This is a genomic window from Aromatoleum toluolicum, from assembly GCF_012911005.2.
Taxonomy (GTDB): Bacteria; Pseudomonadota; Gammaproteobacteria; order Burkholderiales; family Rhodocyclaceae; genus Aromatoleum; species Aromatoleum toluolicum.
Genome location: NZ_WTVS01000047.1, coordinates 1 through 17,310, shown reverse-complemented (window position 1 = coordinate 17,310; position 17,310 = coordinate 1). Strand labels below are relative to the sequence as shown.

The 17,310-nt window shown below is 60.2% G+C and carries 14 protein-coding genes and 2 pseudogenes; 14 read left to right on the top strand and 2 right to left on the bottom strand.

What is annotated here, in order from left to right:
• Positions 1–125 precede the first annotated feature (125 nt).
• From GPA27_RS19410 to GPA27_RS19395, 5 genes and pseudogenes are all read left to right on the top strand, one after another.
• Positions 126–2,198, top strand: a complete 2,073-nt coding sequence (locus GPA27_RS19410) for a PQQ-dependent dehydrogenase, methanol/ethanol family (protein ID WP_169142132.1) — start codon at positions 126–128, stop codon at positions 2,196–2,198.
• A 188-nt stretch (positions 2,199–2,386) separates the two neighbouring features.
• Positions 2,387–2,845: pseudogene (locus GPA27_RS19405) on the top strand (AMP-binding enzyme); the annotation flags it as partial.
• 116 nt (positions 2,846–2,961) lie between these two features.
• Positions 2,962–3,219, top strand: a pseudogene (locus tag GPA27_RS29625) (GFA family protein); the annotation flags it as partial.
• Positions 3,220–3,231: 12 nt separating this feature from the next.
• The gene (locus GPA27_RS29620; protein WP_246261268.1) at positions 3,232–3,396 is read left to right on the top strand and encodes a hypothetical protein; all 165 of its coding nucleotides are present in this window, start codon (positions 3,232–3,234) and stop codon (positions 3,394–3,396) included.
• A gap of 178 nt (positions 3,397–3,574) precedes the next feature.
• Positions 3,575–5,083 (top strand): aldehyde dehydrogenase family protein, encoded by a 1,509-nt coding sequence (locus tag GPA27_RS19395; protein ID WP_169142130.1) that lies wholly within the window; start codon positions 3,575–3,577, stop codon positions 5,081–5,083.
• A gap of 137 nt (positions 5,084–5,220) precedes the next feature.
• Here GPA27_RS19395 and GPA27_RS19390 read toward each other — a convergent pair whose 3' ends face one another.
• Positions 5,221–6,108 (bottom strand): LysR family transcriptional regulator, encoded by an 888-nt coding sequence (locus GPA27_RS19390; protein ID WP_169142129.1) that lies wholly within the window; start codon positions 6,106–6,108, stop codon positions 5,221–5,223.
• Between the two features lie 357 nt (positions 6,109–6,465).
• Here GPA27_RS19390 and GPA27_RS19385 point away from each other — a divergent pair, with 357 nt between their 5' ends.
• The 8 genes from GPA27_RS19385 (at position 6,466) to GPA27_RS19350 (ending at position 16,285) form a co-directional block, all read left to right on the top strand.
• On the top strand, positions 6,466–7,383 hold the full coding sequence (locus GPA27_RS19385; protein WP_246261266.1) for a transporter: 918 nt from the start codon (positions 6,466–6,468) through the stop codon (positions 7,381–7,383).
• Positions 7,384–7,542: 159 nt separating this feature from the next.
• Positions 7,543–8,928, top strand: coding sequence for a HAMP domain-containing sensor histidine kinase (locus tag GPA27_RS19380; protein WP_169142128.1), 1,386 nt, complete (start codon positions 7,543–7,545; stop codon positions 8,926–8,928).
• Positions 8,912–9,559, top strand: a complete 648-nt coding sequence (locus GPA27_RS19375) for a response regulator (protein ID WP_076603072.1) — start codon at positions 8,912–8,914, stop codon at positions 9,557–9,559. Before GPA27_RS19380 ends, GPA27_RS19375 begins: the two co-directional genes overlap by 17 nt.
• Positions 9,560–9,853: 294 nt before the next feature.
• Positions 9,854–10,855 (top strand): ABC transporter substrate-binding protein, encoded by a 1,002-nt coding sequence (locus GPA27_RS19370; protein WP_169142127.1) that lies wholly within the window; start codon positions 9,854–9,856, stop codon positions 10,853–10,855.
• 18 nt (positions 10,856–10,873) lie between these two features.
• A complete protein-coding gene (locus GPA27_RS19365) occupies positions 10,874–11,680 on the top strand; it encodes an ABC transporter ATP-binding protein (protein WP_211165112.1) in 807 nt (268 codons plus the stop codon).
• Positions 11,677–12,456, top strand: coding sequence for an ABC transporter permease (locus GPA27_RS19360; protein WP_211165111.1), 780 nt, complete (start codon positions 11,677–11,679; stop codon positions 12,454–12,456). Before GPA27_RS19365 ends, GPA27_RS19360 begins: the two co-directional genes overlap by 4 nt.
• A 290-nt stretch (positions 12,457–12,746) precedes the next feature.
• A complete protein-coding gene (locus GPA27_RS19355) occupies positions 12,747–14,471 on the top strand; it encodes a SulP family inorganic anion transporter (RefSeq protein ID WP_211165110.1) in 1,725 nt (574 codons plus the stop codon).
• Positions 14,472–14,605: 134 nt separating this feature from the next.
• A complete protein-coding gene (locus GPA27_RS19350) occupies positions 14,606–16,285 on the top strand; it encodes an AMP-binding protein (protein WP_169142126.1) in 1,680 nt (559 codons plus the stop codon).
• A 49-nt stretch (positions 16,286–16,334) separates the two neighbouring features.
• Here GPA27_RS19350 and GPA27_RS19345 read toward each other — a convergent pair whose 3' ends face one another.
• Positions 16,335–16,535, bottom strand: a complete 201-nt coding sequence (locus GPA27_RS19345; protein WP_246261264.1) for a hypothetical protein — start codon at positions 16,533–16,535, stop codon at positions 16,335–16,337.
• A 574-nt stretch (positions 16,536–17,109) separates the two neighbouring features.
• Between GPA27_RS19345 and GPA27_RS19340 the strand changes: the two genes are divergently transcribed.
• A partial coding sequence (locus GPA27_RS19340; protein WP_505606751.1) for a transposase occupies positions 17,110–17,310 on the top strand: 201 nt, incomplete at its 3' end.

Genomic DNA, 17,310 nt, shown 5'->3' with positions numbered 1-17,310 from the left:
TGTCCCGGGGTATGTGAGTTCTCCTGTGGATTCAGGCTGAAGGCACCTCGGCCCAAACAATCCGGCGGTCGTTCGGGGCGCTCAGCCTGGCGACCGAGAGCGTGACAAGAACACAAGGAGACGTGATGGATCAATTAGACGACAAGCGAAGTGGCCGGTTCGTCCGGCGGTGGTTGCGCGCCGCCTTCGGGGTGGGTTGGCTTGCACTGGCGTCCGGCGTGGCATGGGCGGCGCAACCAGTAGCCGAATGGCTGGTTCATGGCTATGACAACGCGGGTACGCGCTTCAGTCCATTGAAGGAAATTACGACTGACAATGTCAAGGACATGGGCCTTGTGTGGTCCTACAACCTCGAATCGACCCGAGGAGTGGAGGCGACGCCCATCGTCGCCAACGGTGTGATGTACGTTTCCGCTCCTTGGAGCGTGGTGCATGCGATCGATGTGCGCACCGGAGAACGCGTATGGACCTATGACCCGGCAGTGCCGCGCAGCTACGCAAAGAATGCATGTTGCGATGTGGTCAATCGAGGCGTGGCCGTTCATGACGGCTTGGTATACGTCGGCTCGCTCGACGGTCGTCTGATTGCGATCGACGCGAAGACCGGCACTAAGACTTGGGAACAGGACACGATCACCGATCGCTCACGCCCTTATACCATCACGGGTGCGCCGCGAGTCATCAAGAACAAGGTCATCATCGGAAACAGCGGTGCCGAGTATGGGGTGCGCGGATACATTACCGCCTACGATGCCAAGACCGGCAAGCAGGCGTGGCGCTGGTTCGTGGTCCCCGGCGATCCCTCCAAACCATTCGAGGACGAGTCGATGGCGAAAGCGGCCAAGACTTGGGATCCAGCCGGCAAGTATTGGGAGGCAGGCGGCGGCGGCACCGTGTGGAACTCGATGGTGTTCGATCCGGAATTGAACCTCATGTACATCGGTACCGGCAACGCGTCGCCATGGGCGCACCGCCGGCGCAGTCCGGGCGGCGGAGATAATCTTTACGTCGCTTCGATCGTGGCCCTAGATCCCGACACCGGAAAATATGTCTGGCATTACCAGGAAACTCCGGCGGACAACTGGGACTACACCTCGACGCAGGACTTAATCCTGGCGGATCTCAAGATCGATGGCAAGGTGCGCAAAGTCGTCATGCACGCGCCGAAGAACGGGTTCTTTTTCGTGATCGACCGCACCGATGGGTCCTTCATTTCGGCGAAAAACTTTGTTCCTGTGAACTGGGCCAGCGGATACGACAAGAACGGACGCCCAATCGAGCTGCCGGAGGCGCGTTCCCCTGACCAGCCGTTTGACGCCATACCCGGACCTTTCGGTGGACACAACTGGCACTCGATGTCCTTCAGCCCGCAGACCGGACTTGCCTACTTTCCTGCGCAGAACATTCCGCTGGTATTGGCCGAGGACAAGAAGTGGGCCTACAACAAGGCGCAGCCGGGTCAGGCGATGGCGGGCATTGGCTGGAACCTGGCGATGGAGGTTAATCCGCGGCCCCCTACGAGCACCCCATTCGGCCGCCTGATTGCGTGGGATCCGGTCAACCAGAAAGAGGTATGGCGCAAGGAGCATGTTTCGCCGTGGAACGGTGGGACGCTCGTGACGGCGGGTAAGGTCGTGTTCCAGGGAACTGCGGACGCCCGCCTGATTGCCTTTGATGCGAGCAACGGCAGGGAATTGTGGTCCTCGCCAATGGGGACCGGGGTACTTGCGGCCCCCATCAGCTACGAGGTTGATGGTCGCCAGTACATATCGGTGGCAGTCGGCTGGGGCGGTGTGTACGGCCAGACCCAGCGGGCGTCCGAGCGCAACACCCCCGGAACTGTCTACACATTCGCCCTCGGCGGCAAGGCTCCGATGCCGGCATTCACGGAATTCCAGCGGAAACGTTTGGTTTCGGGCGTTAAATACAACTCCGACCATGTTGCCGAGGGCACGGGACTGTACGTGATGAACTGCGCATTCTGTCATGGGGTGCCAGGCGTCGATAAGGGTGGGATCTTGCCGAACCTCGGCTACTCGGCCCCAGAAGTGATCGCGAATCTCGATCGATTCGTCTTCAACGGTCCTTACGTGCCACGCGGAATGCCGGACTTCACGGGGAAACTCAGCATGGAGGAGGTCCAGAAGATTAAGGCCTTCATCCTGAGTACTGCCGACGCAATTCGACCGCCAAAGTGATCGGTGTCTAAGGGCAGCGCGGGACATTTGCTCGCCGCCTTCTCGACAATTTTTCTTTCTTCGCGGGGGCGTGTGCCGGCTAGCAAACGTCGACATGCGCCCGGCAACCGGAAATTTGTAGGGGGAACCTCATGGATCACCTCAGTTATGTGCACGGCTCATCGGTTAGTCCCCTCATAGGTCAGACCATTGGCCGCTTCTTCGATGAGGCTTGCGCCCGCCACCTCACCTACGCCACGCTGAAGCAGCGCGTCGACGCCCTTGCAACGATCGACGACGAGGGTTTCTGCAACATCGTCGGCCGCATCAAGGATATGGTCATTCGCGGCGGCGAGAACCTGTACCCGCGCGAGATCGAGGAGTTCCTCTACCGCCATCCGAAGATCCTCGACGTGCAGGTCGTCGGCGTGCCGGACCGGAAATACGGCGAGGAACTGTGCGCGTGGGTCATCGTGCGCGAAGGGCAGTCGCTGACCGAGGCCGAGGTCCGGGACTTCTGCCAGGGTCAGATCGCGCACTACGAGGTGCCGCGCTACATCAAGTTCGTCGATGCGTTCCCAATGACGGTGACCGGCAAGATCCAGAAGTTCCAGATCCGCGAGCAGATGATGCAGCAACTGGCATTGGAACAAACGGCCACCGCATGAAAAAAATAAACCCCGGTTGGCCCCTCGATAAACCGGGAAATTTCACGCAGGTGTAACTCTGGGAAATAGTTGCGTTCGAGACTATTTCATCGTGCCACCATCACGGGAATGTACATATGAACATAGGACGAGTTTACAAAGGCAGCTGCTTTTGCGGCGCGGTTCATTTCACGGTCAGCGGTGAGCCAGTCGCGATGGGTTATTGCCATTGTGAGTCGTGTCGACACTGGTCAGCAGCGCCTGTCAACGCCTTCACCTTATGGAAACCCGAAGCAGTACAGATTACGCGGGGAGCAGACAACCTAGCCACCTACAACAAGACGCCACACAGCTATCGCAAGTGGTGCAAAACGTGTGGAGGCCACGTCTTCACCGAGCATCCCGGGATGGGACTCACCGACGTGTACGCGGCGGTCATTCCCGACTTTCCGTACAACGCCGGCGTCCATGTCCACTACGAGGAGTCGAAGCTACGCATAAAGGACGGGCTGCCGAAGATGAAAGACGTCCCGAAGGAAATGGGGGGCTCGGGTGTCAGTCTGTCGGAATAATAAGGCAGGCCCTTCAAGCGTCAATACCCAAGCCGGCGCTTCCGCGGACGCCGCGATCGCCGTTCAGTTTCCCAGTCGCCTTGCCCGGCGCGGCTGAGCTTTCACGATGACTAGCGATATTCGAGGCACAAGAGCGACATCCAATTTTACTAAACCAACTTCTAATGGAGACACAGCAATGGAAGCATACGAAACCGTCAATGGCTTGAGCCGAGAAGCACGTGACTTTATTGGCAAACGCGATCACCGCATGCTCGTCGGGGGCCTTTGGGTTGATTCGGGATCCGGGCGTACGCTGGACGTCATAAATCCCGCTACAGAAGAGGTGATTTCTCGAGTTCCGGCTGGTGATGCGAAGGATGTTGACTTGGCGGTTCAAGCCGCCTCCTGCGCCTTTGAGTCTGGAAGTTGGCCGAAGATGACGCCCATGGACCGCGAGCGCTTACTCCTGAGACTGGCCGACCTTGTCGAACAAAATGCCCAAGCCATGGCCGAGATTGAGTCCATCGACAACGGCAAGCCAGCTACGATTGCGAAAGCAGTCGATGTCACCCTGTCCATAGCTTTTCTGCGCTATATGGCGGGATGGGCCACCAAGATTGAAGGCTCGACGGTCGACGTATCCGTGCCGTTTGTACCCGGCGGAAGCTTCAACGCCTATACACGCCGTGAACCCGTAGGAGTAGTCGCCGCCATCGTCGCATGGAATTTCCCCCTCATGCTTGCATGTTGGAAATTAGGGCCGGCTCTGGCAACCGGCTGCACGGTTGTGCTTAAACCTGCTGAACAAACCCCGCTTTCTGCGCTTTATCTCGGTAAGTTAATCGAAGAAGCCGGCTATCCGCCTGGCGTGGTGAATATCGTAACGGGTGACGGTATTTCCGCCGGTGCGCCGCTAACCACCCACCCGCTGGTGAACAAAATCACATTTACCGGCTCAACCGAGGTAGGCAAGCTGATCGGAAAGGCAGCCATGGACAACATGGCACGCGTGACCCTCGAACTTGGAGGAAAGTCCCCGGTCATCGTGCTTGATGACTGCGACCCAGTGGTAGCCGCGGCCGGTGCAGCGAACGCGATCTTCTTTAATCAGGGGCAGACTTGCTGCGCAGGCTCGCGCCTTTATGTTCCAAAGAGGCAGTTTGACCGAGTGGTATCGGGCATTGCCGACGCCGCAAATGCACTCAAAATTGGCCCCGGACTGGAGGCGGCCACCCAGTTGGGACCGCTTGTGTCTCGCGAGCAAATGGAGCGTGTATGTAATTACATCGACATAGGTCGGCAGCAGGGCGCTGAAATTGTGGCGGGCGGGGCGCGCGCGGGTGAAAAGGGATACTTTGTCAAGCCCACGGTTATTATCGGAGCCCACCAGACAACGCGAGTGGTTCAGGAAGAAATATTCGGGCCGGTACTGGTGGCGTTGCCCTATGACGATCTGGACGAAGTTGCCGCGCGGGCGAATGATACGCCGTATGGCCTTGGCGCCAGCATCTGGTCCAATGACCTTTCAAAAGTTCATCAACTGATTCCGAAAATCAAGGCAGGAACGGTTTGGGTTAACTGCCACAATGTCCTCGACCCCGCCGTACCGTTTGGTGGATTCAAGCTTTCCGGTTTCGGAAGGGAAATGGGTAAGGCTGCCCTCGACGCCTATCTGGAAACGAAGTCCGTAGTTATGGCAATCTAGTCGATTATCTGATACGCCCTTCGTTGTAAAATATGCCGACCCATGCCTTTCATCTTTTTGTTTGAAGTGCATGGGTTGGCTTTTGCTTGGCTTGCGCCCACGCGCGTCGAATCTGTAGGGGCCTTTCCGACAACTAATCATTCCCTTAACCGATCCCTGACCAGGTCGAGAAAGAGCGTCGCGGCCGGGCCAAGAGTTCTTGCCGTGACGTGCAAGAAGCCGATGTGCGATTGCGTGTCGAAAGGTAGTTCGACCGGGAGTTCAGCCAATGCGCCAGCGAGAATATGCGATGCGGCGACGGGAAGAGATACCAATGCGACAAGATCCGACGCCGCGGATAGGCGAAGTAGCGTGGCGATGTCATCGCAAGTGACCGTCTGTAATTGATCAAGACCGGCCTGCCGGGCACTGCTCATGAGCGGCGGGGGGAGTGTGGGCGCTCCAACCGGGTAATCCTTGAAGTCAGCCAGGACGGCATTGCGTCCAATTGCAAGGAGCGGATGCTCGGGGCGAACGACGAACCCAAAGCGATGTTGGGGAAGGTCTTCGATTGTGACATCATCGCGCGACTCGATCACACGGGTATCGAATACGGCGACATCCAGCCGATCTTCCTTGAGCATCTGAAGATTGGTCTTCCCGGATGCGATATTCAAAATAATACGCAGTTTCGGGTATCTGGTCACAAGTTCAACGAGAACACTTGGCAATAAAATCGCCGCTACCATGGGGCCCAGGCCGACGCGAAGTTCGCCTTCCTCAAGACCCTTTATTCGCCTTACAGTCCGGTCAAGTTCACGAAGCTCAAACTGAATTCTCCGAGCATGATCATAAACCGCTCGTCCGAACTCGTTCGGGGCTAATTCTCCGTGGCTGCGGTCAAATAAGTCGACGTCTAGTTCGAGTTCGAGCGAGCTTAAGCTGCGACTTAGTGCCGGTTGGGACAGGTGAACTACGTCTGCGGCTTTTCGAAAATTCCGCAGTTCGATGAGCGCAATAAGGTGTTCAAGTTTGCGTGTCTGCAAGGCTCCCCCTTTTGTGACGGATAAAGTCCGTCAATGCGTATCTTTCATGCAAGTAAATGTATCAGAACTGTGTTTTTGGCGCGATGCAAGCTGCCCGATCTCACGGAGTCTGGGCACGGCAACCTTTACGCAGGCGTTCGCCAGCGAGGGAAGCAATATGTCACAGCCGGATTTGCTGAGCGCCACGACCCACTGTTACAGCGACCTCGTCCTTGATGCACTTCATGCATTGATTTAGCAAGAAAAATGCATTGGACGTAATATTTCGGATCCGCCAATAATTGCAAGAAAAGAAGGCTGATCGAGCCTCAGTATTGATGCCTTAGGCATTCGTATACTTAAAACTAGGAGGAGACGATGAAAAGAAATTCAGTGATGTTAGGTCGCTCAAGAAATCATAGCGGTGTCTGGCAGACTACCCTCGCTGCGGGTGCGGCATGGGCGATGTTGTCCATGCATGCGCATGCTGCAGACGTTCTTCCAGGAGCTTACACTGCTCTGCCAGCAGACAAAAATGTGTTTCAGCTCTTTTACACGCACACCGAACGAAATAAGCAATACGTCGACGGGCATTCGCGGCCGATTGCCGCGCGCGTGGATTCGGACATCTTCCAGCTGAGATACCACCATTTCATGGAAATGGGTGGCTACATTGTCAATCCAAATATCATAATTCCGTACGGACAACTGGAAGGAAAGCGCGATCTCTCGGCCTTTGGAAAGTCTGAAGGCTTGGGTGATGTTGTCCTGAATGCAACAATTTGGCTGCATAATGACCCGAAGGCGCGTACATACTTTGGCATCACACCGTATCTATTTCTTCCCACCGGCGAGTACGACAACAAGGAGCGCTTGAATTTGGGGGAAAATAGGTGGAAGTTCGCCCTGCAAGGGGGTTATACGACCGCGATATCCGATAACATTCTTTTCGATTTAACGGGCGACGTCACCGTATATGGAAAGAACAATGATTTTGGCGCCGCCAGTGCAAAACTGGAGCAGGACGAATCCTATCAGGTTCAAACGTATCTTCGATATAAATTTTCACCTTCTTTCGAAGCCAACATTGGGCTTTCTCATGTGTGGGGTGGTGAGACCGAAATCAACGGCGTAAAGCAACGCAACGAGTTGCGGACAACGAAATATTTGGTTGGCGCCGCCTATTTCTTCCGGCCAACCACACAGCTACTCGCGTTATTCAGTCGCGACACAGCAGTGGAGAACGGTCTTAAGGAGTCTGGAAAACTCGTCGTGCGATTTACCCAAGTGTTCTGAATTGGCGATGAGTGGCGATCGGCAGGCCATGCCAAATTGTCACTCCGCGCTTGCGGCGACAGCAAGCAAGGCAAATGCAGGGCATAGGTAAGAGCGAACCGGTGCGGGCCGTCGCTCATCTCTGCCCTGCCGCCGAGCAGCCTGTACTGGTAGCGCACCGTGCATGCTAGACCGGTCACCCTCGGCACCCGCGTCGGCCTCGTGCTGGCCGCCACGCTTGCGCTGCTCCTGCTCGTCGGCGCCGGCTGGTGGGTGCGCGAGACGCGCAAGTCGGTCCACGAAGAAGTGCTCGCCGCGAGCCACGTCGCGCAGCAATGGGTCGCCGTGCTCGTTTCCGAAACCTTGCGCGACCGCGCCGACGGCCCCGAGCGCCTGATGGCGCACCTGCGCGCCGTCGGGCGGCTGCGCGCGAACCAGCTGGAGGTGCATGCCCCCGACGGCGCCCGCCTCTACGTGTCGCCCGAATCGACCTACAAGCCCGGCCGCTTTGCCCCCGACTGGTTCGCCGAACGCATGACGCCCGCGCTGCCGGTGCGCCACTTCGACGCCGGCGACCGCCAGATCGTGTTGCGCCCCGACGCCTCGCGTGCCGTGCTCGACGCCTGGGACGACCTCACCGCCGGCCTCGGCACCGCCCTCGCGCTGCTGCTGGTCGTCGCCCTCGCTGCCCGCTTCGCGTTGCACCGCGCACTCGCGCCGCTCGCGCAGATCGACGCCGCCCTCACGCGCGGTGCCGACGGACGCTTCGACGTGCGCCTGCCCGGTTACCGCGTCGCCGAGCTCGACCGCCTTGCCGCGAGCTACAACCGCCTCGCCGACACGTTGGATGACACCCGCGCGCACAACCTGCGCCTCGAAGAGGACCAGGCCTTCGCACGCGCCGTGCACGCCCGCCTCGAAGAAGAGCGGCGCGTGATCGCGCGCGAGTTGCACGACGAACTCGGCCAGGCCATCACCGCGGTGCGCGCGATCTCCGGCGCCATCCTGCAGCGCTGCGAAGACCGGCCGCAGCTCCACGGCAGCGCCCAGGCCATCCTCGCGATGACCGGCCAGATGCAGGACGGCGTGCGCACGATCCTGCAGCGCCTGCGCCCCGCCGGCGCCGACACCGGCCAGCTCGACCGCGCCGTCGCCGACTACTGCCGCCTGTGGTCCGGCCACCATCCCGACATCCGGATCGACTGCCGCACCGCCCCCGCCGGTGCGCCGACCGGCGAAGCACTGGGCCTCACGGTGCTGCGTCTGCTGCAGGAAAGCCTGACCAATGTCGCGCGCCACTCCGGCGCCACGCACGTCGAAGTGCGGCTCGATTTCCAGCCCGGCGCCGTCGCGCTCGAAGTGCGCGACAACGGCCGCGGCCTGCCACCCGACCCGCGCCCGGGGCGCTACGGCCTTACCGGCATGCGCGAGCGCGTCGCCGAGCTGCACGGCGAGCTCGCATTCGACACCACCTCCGGCGGCGGCCTGCGCGTCAGCGCCCGCCTGCCGCACCCCGTTCCGACCGAGATTCCCACCGAGGAAAGCTTCCATGGCCAGCATTCTTGAAAACCTCCGCCTCGTCCTCGCCGATGACCACGCCATCGTCCGCATGGGCTTCCGCATGCTGCTCGAAGGCGCCGGCGCCACCATCGTTGCCGAGGCCGACAGCGGCGAGGCCGCGATCGCCGCGTTCGGCGAGCATCAGCCCGACGCCCTGGTGATGGATGTGACCATGCCCGGGCTGGGCGGCCTGTGCGCGCTGGACCGCCTGCGCGCGCACCACCCCGGCGCCCGCGTGCTGATGCTGTCGGCACACGAGGACTCACAGATCCCGATGCGCGCACTGCGCTCCGGGGCCACCGGCTACCTCTCGAAGCGCGCCCAGCCGCAGGAACTGGTGCGCGCCGTCGCCCAGGTCGCGCGCGGCCAGCGCTACGTCGACCCCGAGCTCGCGCCGCAGCTCGCGCTCGCCCAGTTCGGCGGCAGCAACGACCCCGCCGACGCGCTCACGGACAAGGAATTCGCCGTCTTCCTCGAACTCGCGAAAGGCAATTCCGTGACGCAGGTCGCCGACACCCACAAGCTCAGCCCCAGCACCGTCGGCACCCACCTCTACCACATCAAGCAAAAGCTCAATGCCGCGAATGCCGCCGAACTCGCCTTGATCGCAGTGCGCTCCGGTCTGATCGAGGCCTGACATCGACCCGCTCCTCGCAGAGGCGGATCGAACCCCTCTGCCGCAAAAGCGGAGCAGATGGGCTGCCGAACCCTTCTTACACCACGCCCCGGGACACGATCCGCCGCTCGATCGGTCGCATTTAAATTGGCGCTCCTGCTGCGGGTGAGATATGACCGCACATACACGTTGCAAAACGTGCATTAACAATCGAAAAATTTTGCACTGGACGTAAGTTTAGGTAGTGACTAACCTTGGGTTCAAGAGGCTGGGAAACGGCCCATAACGACGTATCGAGACCAGGAGGAGACAAGCATGACCCGTGGACGCGTATGCGCCTTGGTAGGTGCAGGTATTTGGGCGGTAAGTATGGCCGTGTTCGCCCAAACCGGGGGCGGCAGCAATCTGACCAAGGTCGTGATTCAGAACTACCCGGGGCCGATCAATCTGCTGACGCAGGTGGCCGTGGAGAAGGGGTTTTGCCGGGATCACGGGATCGAGTGTGATCTGAAGCTCATTCCGGCGGCGCCGCTGGGGATCCAGACGCTGCTTTCCAAGGGAATCGACATCGCATTGCCGCCGCCGGAGGTCGCCATTCAATCCGCGCTGAAGGGGGCGGACATCCGGGTCATCGGAACCGCATTTCGTTCGAGTGTCTTTTTCCTGGCCGTGGGCAATCATATCGAGCTGCCCGCCGGCGGTGACTACAAGGCCGTCTTGCACGCGCTGAAGGGCAAGAAGATCGGTGTGACTTCGCGTGGCGCCGGGCCCGAGTTCCAGTACAAGACCATGCTGAAGGCGGCCGGCCTCGGTGACTCGGATGTCACTTTCGTTGCCGTCGGTTCTCCCAATACCGCGTATCCGGCGCTGGCGAACAAGCAGATCGATGCAGTCATGGGCTTTATCCCGCTGGATGGATTCTGCGATGTCCTGAAGACGTGTCGCATCGCAGTGGCGCCCTTCAACGGCGAGGGGCCGGCCGAAATCACCCGACTCAATGGTGCAGGCGGTGTTTATGTCGTGCGGCGGGATTATGATCCGCGTCTCGTCGAGGCATTCCAGGGCGCCGTGCGCGACTCGGCGCGGTTTATCCAGGATCCGGCGAATTTCGAGCAAGTCTACGAGATCGCGCGGAAGAACTTTCGCATCGAGCACCCTCAGGGCGATGCCATCCTCAGAAGCAGCGTCAAGCGCTTCCTGACCTCCTGGCAAGCGGAACTCAACCCTCAGGCAGTTCAGGCAATTCAGGCGGCGGCAGATTATCTGCATTCCACCGGCCAGGTTCCCGAGGCGTTCAATACGGCGCGTTTTCGCTAATTGATGGAGGAAAGCGCTGTGCGATCCATTGACTTGCCCCTGACGGGAAACGTTGTTGCGCAACAGGCTGCGATCGAGATCAGGGATCTGACGCTTTCGTTTACGGCCGGCACGCCGACCATCGATCGGGTGTCGCTCACTGTTCCGCACGGGCAGTTCCTGTCGATAGTCGGGCCGAGCGGCTGCGGCAAGACGACGATGCTGAACCTGCTCGCCGGCCTTATTCACGTCCCCCATTCCGGCACGGTGCGCATACAAGGGCGCGAGCCGCGTCTGGGCGATCACGGGATTGCCTACATGCTGGCGCGCGACAGTCTCCTGCCTTGGCGTACTGCGTTGGAGAACGCGGCCTACGGCATGGAGGTTCGGGGGGTGGCGGCTGAGCGAAGAAGGGAGCGTGCGCGGGATCTGCTTGTTCGAGTCGGTCTGGGAGGATTCGAGAAGTCTTATCCCAAACAACTGTCTCACGGCATGCGCCAGCGTTGTGCGCTTGCCCGCACCTTCGCCCTGGATTCTCCGATTCTATTGATGGACGAACCGTTCGGCGCCCTCGATGCCCAGACGAAGCTCCAGCTCGAAGAGCTCTTGGTGGACCTGTGGCAGGAGGAAAGGCGCACGGTCGTGTTCATTACCCACGATCTCGGCGAAGCGATCGCCATCTCCGATCGCGTGGTCGTCATGGGGGCTCGCCCTGGCCGCATCGTCACGGACGTCGAGATTCCAATCAAACGGCCACGCTCGGTGCGCGAGTTGCAGAAGGACCACGTCTACCACGAGCTGTACGCGCATATTTGGGAAATGCTGGAGCAGGGGTACAAGAAATGAACGCGAGTGGCGCTCAAGGATGGAAGAAGCTGGCGATGGGTTTCGCCTCTCACGCCGGATTTCTCGCGGTGCTGCTGGCTACGTGGGAGTGGGCGGCCCGAATGGGACTGCTCGATCCGACATTTTTCGGCAATCCAGCCGGAATTATTTCGTTTCTTTGGGCGAACTTCGTCCAGGGAACCCATCTCTGGATCGAACTGGGCTGGTCGGTCATGAGCACCCTGCTTGCCTTCATTTCGGGCAGTCTGGCCGCGGTCCTGACCGGATTGATCTTCGTGATCTTTCCTCGCCTGGAACGTTTCCTCGATCCGTACTTCTCTGCGCTCAACGCCTTGCCGCGTATCGCATTGGCACCGCTGTTCATCCTGTGGTTCGGGTTGGGGATCGGTTCGAAGATTGCGATGGGTTTCACCCTGACGTTCTTCATCGTGCTGTCCAGCACGGTGGCCGGCATGCGCGGCATCAACCAGGACCATATCGTGCTCACGGACACACTGGGAGCCAGCCCGAGGCAGAAATTCTTTCTGGTGACGCTGCCCGGGGCCATTCCGGTGATCTTCTCCGGCCTGCGGCTCGGGCTGATCTATGCACTACTCGGGGTCATTGCCGGCGAGATCCTCGCGGCCGAACACGGTCTGGGGCAGCAACTCGCCTACCTCGCTTCGACCTTCAACATGAACGGCGTGATGGCTCTCTTGGTCGTGCTCGCCTGGCTCGGCATGGCGGCTACCAGCGGCATGACCCGCCTGGAACGTCACCTGCTCCGCTGGCAGTAAGCACCAATATCTCGCCGTGTGGCGCATAGGTCGGGATGCTGCCGCCAACAGGACTCGGGATAATCCTTCTGGCGCCCTCGGCGAAGCCATCGAGCATTCAATTTGTTTCGAACTATCGAAGTACTCCTGCGGAATTTCCGCCGAGCCTCGGCGTCGCCCATGTCGTCAGCGGGCGACGCCGCAGTTAGTTCCTGGGGATGCGATCAAACGCCGCGATTCTTCGGCGAGCGTTGGTCAGTCATCGTTTGAGTCGACTGCGCTCATGGCCAAGTTGGCCACAGCAGTGGCACTTGTTGATTATCGAGTTTCTCAAAATGGTTTGGTCGCGCTTCTTTCCCTTCCTCGGCTGGCCACGCCCGGCGTTCGATAGCCTGAGAAAGGATGCTTGGGCTGGTTTGAGCGTTGCACTGGTGCTGATCCCGCAGTCGCTCGCCTACGCAACGCTTGCGGGCATGCCGCCGGAGACCGGCCTCTATGCGGCGCTTCTGCCCGCGCTTGTCGGCACGTTGTGGGGCTCGTCGTCGCTCCTTGCCGTGGGGCCCGTCGCGCTTACAAGTCTTTTGACTTTCGCCTCCCTGACGGCGCTCGCCTCGCCCCAAGAGCCGGAGTGGGTGGCGCTTGCGATCTGGCTCGCCGTTTATTCAGGGGCAATTCAGTGCATTCTCGGAGCACTCCGGCTGGGGAGCATCGCTAATTTTGTCGGTTTTCCGGTCATTACCGGCTTTATCAATGCGGCCGCACTCATCATCCTGTTCTCGCAATTGCCTGCGCTCGTCGGTATTCCTGGAGGATTCGACGCCGGTTTAGCTGGGCGCACTCTGCTCGCGCTACGTGAGACACCGAAACTTGTCAGCGAAACTGCGGCATTTGGTATTTCTGCGGTCCTGATCCTAATAATCACAAAGCGGTATGCGCCACGCTGGCCCGGTGTGCTCTTGACCACGCTCGCGGCAATCGCTTTAAGCGCAGCAATTGACTTCTCGGCTCACGGCGGCGAAGTTGTGGGTTCCATCTCGGGCGGCTTTCCGTCTATCGTGCGGCTGCCCGTCCTGTCACCGGAACAGCACCTAAGATTGCTACCGGCTGCGATTATCGTGGCCCTCATCAGCTTTACGGAGGCGATGTCGAGTTGTCGTGCACTTGCTCGCAGGCGGGGCGAACAATGGAATGAGAACCAAGAGTTGATCGGCCAAGGGCTCGCAAAGATCATCAGTGGGGCGAGCGGCGCATTTCCGGTCAGCGGCTCATTTTCGCGCTCGGCCCTGAATGCATATGTAGGGGCCACGAGCGGTTACTCCACCATTTTCGCGACCGCAGGCGTGGCAGCCTGCCTGCTTTGGGGGACGCCTTATCTGTACCATCTGCCGCGTGCCGTATTGGCGGCGATCATAATTGTTCCTGTATTCAGCCTGGTCAATTGGGGCGTGTTTTATCGCCTCTGGCGCACTTCCTGTGACGACGGGGTCATTGCCGTCCTAACGTTCGTCGTAACGCTTACGACGGTGCCTAACCTGCATTGGGGCGTGGCCGCGGGCGTCGCTGCTTCACTGCTCTCCTATCTGTACCGACGCGCCCGGCCGCGTATCGTGGAAGTGGGTGTACATCCTGACGGGAGCTTTCGCGACCGTGCGGTGCATCATCTCCCCCCGATTGCACCTCACGTTATCGCGGTGAGGATGGATGCGGCACTTACATACGTCACTGCGCCGGTTCTTGAGCGGTTCGTAACGGAGCGTGTGTATGAAACCCCCAAGGTAGAAATCGTGCTCCTATGCTGTTCGGGGAACAACGACATAGATGCCACGGGCGTTGAAATGCTTTCTAGCCTTCACCGCAATCTCAGTGCGCAAGGTATCAGACTAACTCTTTGCGCTGTAAAGAAGCAGGTGCGCGAAGTGTTGGAGAGGAGCGGTCTGCACGAAAAGTTCGGCGATGACGCATTCTTCCGGACCGACCAGGATGCCATTGAGTTGCTCGCCAATTGCCAAATAACTGGCCGATCCATTGCAGTGTAGTACGAATTGGTTCTCTCCGCGCTCGAATGGATCGACCGTAGCGACGTCGGTCCGACCTGTCGCAAGGACTGTTGGCGAATAATGAACTGCGATGCAACGTTTGCAACGTCGCTTGAGTTATAGGAGGTTTCAATATGAGTGATTTATCAAGTTTTCTTGCCGCACGCGATTTCCTGCTGGCCAACCGCACCGACTACGCCACCGCGTACGCCGGATTCCAATGGCCGCAGCTCACCGAGTTCAATTGGGCGCTCGACTACTTCGATTCGATGGCCAAGGGCAACGAGCAGCCCGCGCTGTGGATCGTCGAGGAAGACGGCCGCGAATCGAAGCTCTCCTTCGCCGAGATGTCCGCACGCTCGAATCGCGTCGCGAACTGGCTGCGCGAGCAGGGCGTCGCGCGCGGCGACCGCATCCTGATCATGCTCGGCAACGAAGTGCCGCTGTGGGAAACCATGCTCGCCGCGATCAAGCTCGGCGCCGTCGTGATCCCCGCGACCACGCTGCTGACCCCGGACGACCTGGCCGACCGCCTCGAGCGCGGCCAGGTCAAGCACGTCGTCATCGGCAAGGCCCACACCGACAAGTTCGCCGACCTTGCCGGCAACTACACGCGCATCAGCGTCGGCGGCGCGACCGCCGGCTGGCTCTCCTTCGAGGACGCCTACCAGGCTTCGCCCGAGTTCGCCCCGTCCGGCGTCACCAAGGTCACCGACCCGCTGCTGCTGTACTTCACGTCCGGCACGACCTCCAAGCCGAAGCTCGTCCAGCACAGCCACCAGTCCTACCCGGTCGGCCACCTGTCGACGATGTACTGGATCGGCCTGCAGCCCAACGACCGTCACATGAACATCAGCTCGCCGGGCTGGGCCAAGCACGCGTGGAGCTGCTTCTTCGCGCCGTGGAACGCCGGCGCCTGCGTGTTCCTGCACAACTACAACCGCTTCAACGCCAAGGCGCTGCTCGACGTGCTCGTGAAGTACGAGATCACGACGATGTGCGCGCCCCCGACCGTGTGGCGCATGCTGATCCAGCAGGATCTCGCGTCGGTGAAGACCAAGCTGCGCGAACTCATCGGCGCGGGCGAGCCGCTCAACCCCGAGGTCATCGAGCAGGTGAAGAAGGCCTGGGGCATCACGATCCGCGACGGCTTCGGCCAGACCGAAACAACGTGCCAGATCGGCAACACCCCGGGCCAGAAGCTCAAGCCCGGCTCGATGGGCCGCCCGCTGCCCGGCTACACCATCGCGCTGCTCGACGCCGACAGCAAGCCGGTCGAGGAAGGCGAGATCAGCCTCGTCCTCGCCAAGCGCCCGGTCGGCCTGATGCTCGGCTATGCCGGCGACGAAGCGAAGACCGCCGAAGTCATGCGTGACGGCCACTACCGCACCGGCGACGTCGCGAGCATCGACGAAGAGGGCTACATCACCTACGTCGGCCGCGCCGACGACGTGTTCAAGGCCTCCGACTACCGCATCAGCCCCTTCGAGCTGGAGTCGGTCCTGATCGAGCATCGGGCGGTGGCCGAAGCTGCCGTCGTACCGAGCCCGGACCCGGTGCGTCTCGCCGTGCCGAAGGCCTACGTGATCCTCGCCGCCGGCTTCGAACCGTCGAAGGAACTCGCGAAGGACATCTTCGCCTTCACGCGCGACAAGCTCGCCCCGTACAAGCGCATCCGCCGCCTCGAATTCTCGGACCTGCCGAAGACCATCTCGGGCAAGATCCGCCGCGTGGAACTACGCAAGGCCGAAGAGGCGCGCGGCGAAGCCGCCCGGGGCGAGATGGAATTCTTCGAGGAGGATTTCCCCGAATGACTACAAAAGGACGTACCCAGTGCCCATACGCCAGGCGGCCGTGCTACCGTCAGATCTCGATCTGCTCAGAGATCTCTAAGGTATCGTTGACCTCGATGCCGAGATAACGGACTGTCGACTCAAGCTTGGAATGGCCCAGTAAGAGTTGAACAAGCGCAGGTTCTTCAGCCGTTTGTTGATCAGCGTCGCCTTCGTCCGCCTCGAATGCGTGCCCTAGGCGGACGGATCCAGCCCTGCCGCCGTCACCCATTGTTCGACGATCCTCGCATACTGCCGGGCGGATGCATGCGGCGAGCGGTGCTTGGGGCTGCCCGGTCCAGTCGATCAGGCTCCCGCGCCTGGACCGCAAGTTCGCATTCAAGCGCCCACATCATGTCGAGCAGTTGGTCCAGCGCTACGCTCTCAGGTCTGCGCTCGATCGCCGAGATGCGCTGTTGCGATAGACCAAGGCACGCCGAGCGCGGTATGAGATCAGCCGAGAGTTTGCTGCCGGTTGCGCAGGATGTGTCCCATCTCACCGCGAACGGTACCGAGTTGCGTTGGATACTCTCGATTCGAAATAGTCTCGGTTCATTCGGAATCCAGAATAGTGCAAGCGCCTTTGTTCAGCCGTCGCCTGATGCTATCAGTCGCGACTCCGTGGCAACTCGGCCACCTCGATCCAGTGCCCATGCTCGTCGTCTCGGGCGCGCCAGAAGTAAAAATGCTGGATGAGTCTTGGCACGGGCACGCGAGAGGGATCAGATCCCAAGGTATGCGTTAGGGAATCTCTGATCTATTCAGAGCCGGTAAAATACTAAAGTCATAGACCACGCACTGCCGCCATGAAACAAACGACCTTCGCCTCGCAGGCCTTCGACGGGAAGAAGAAGCTGACTCGCCGGGAACGCTTTCTCGCCGAGATGGACGCGGTCGTACCGTGGTCGACATTGCTTGCAGTGATCGAGCCACACTACCCGAAGGCCGGTCGGCGCGGTCGCCCGCCGATGCCGCTGGAAACGATGCTGCGGATCTACTTCATGCAG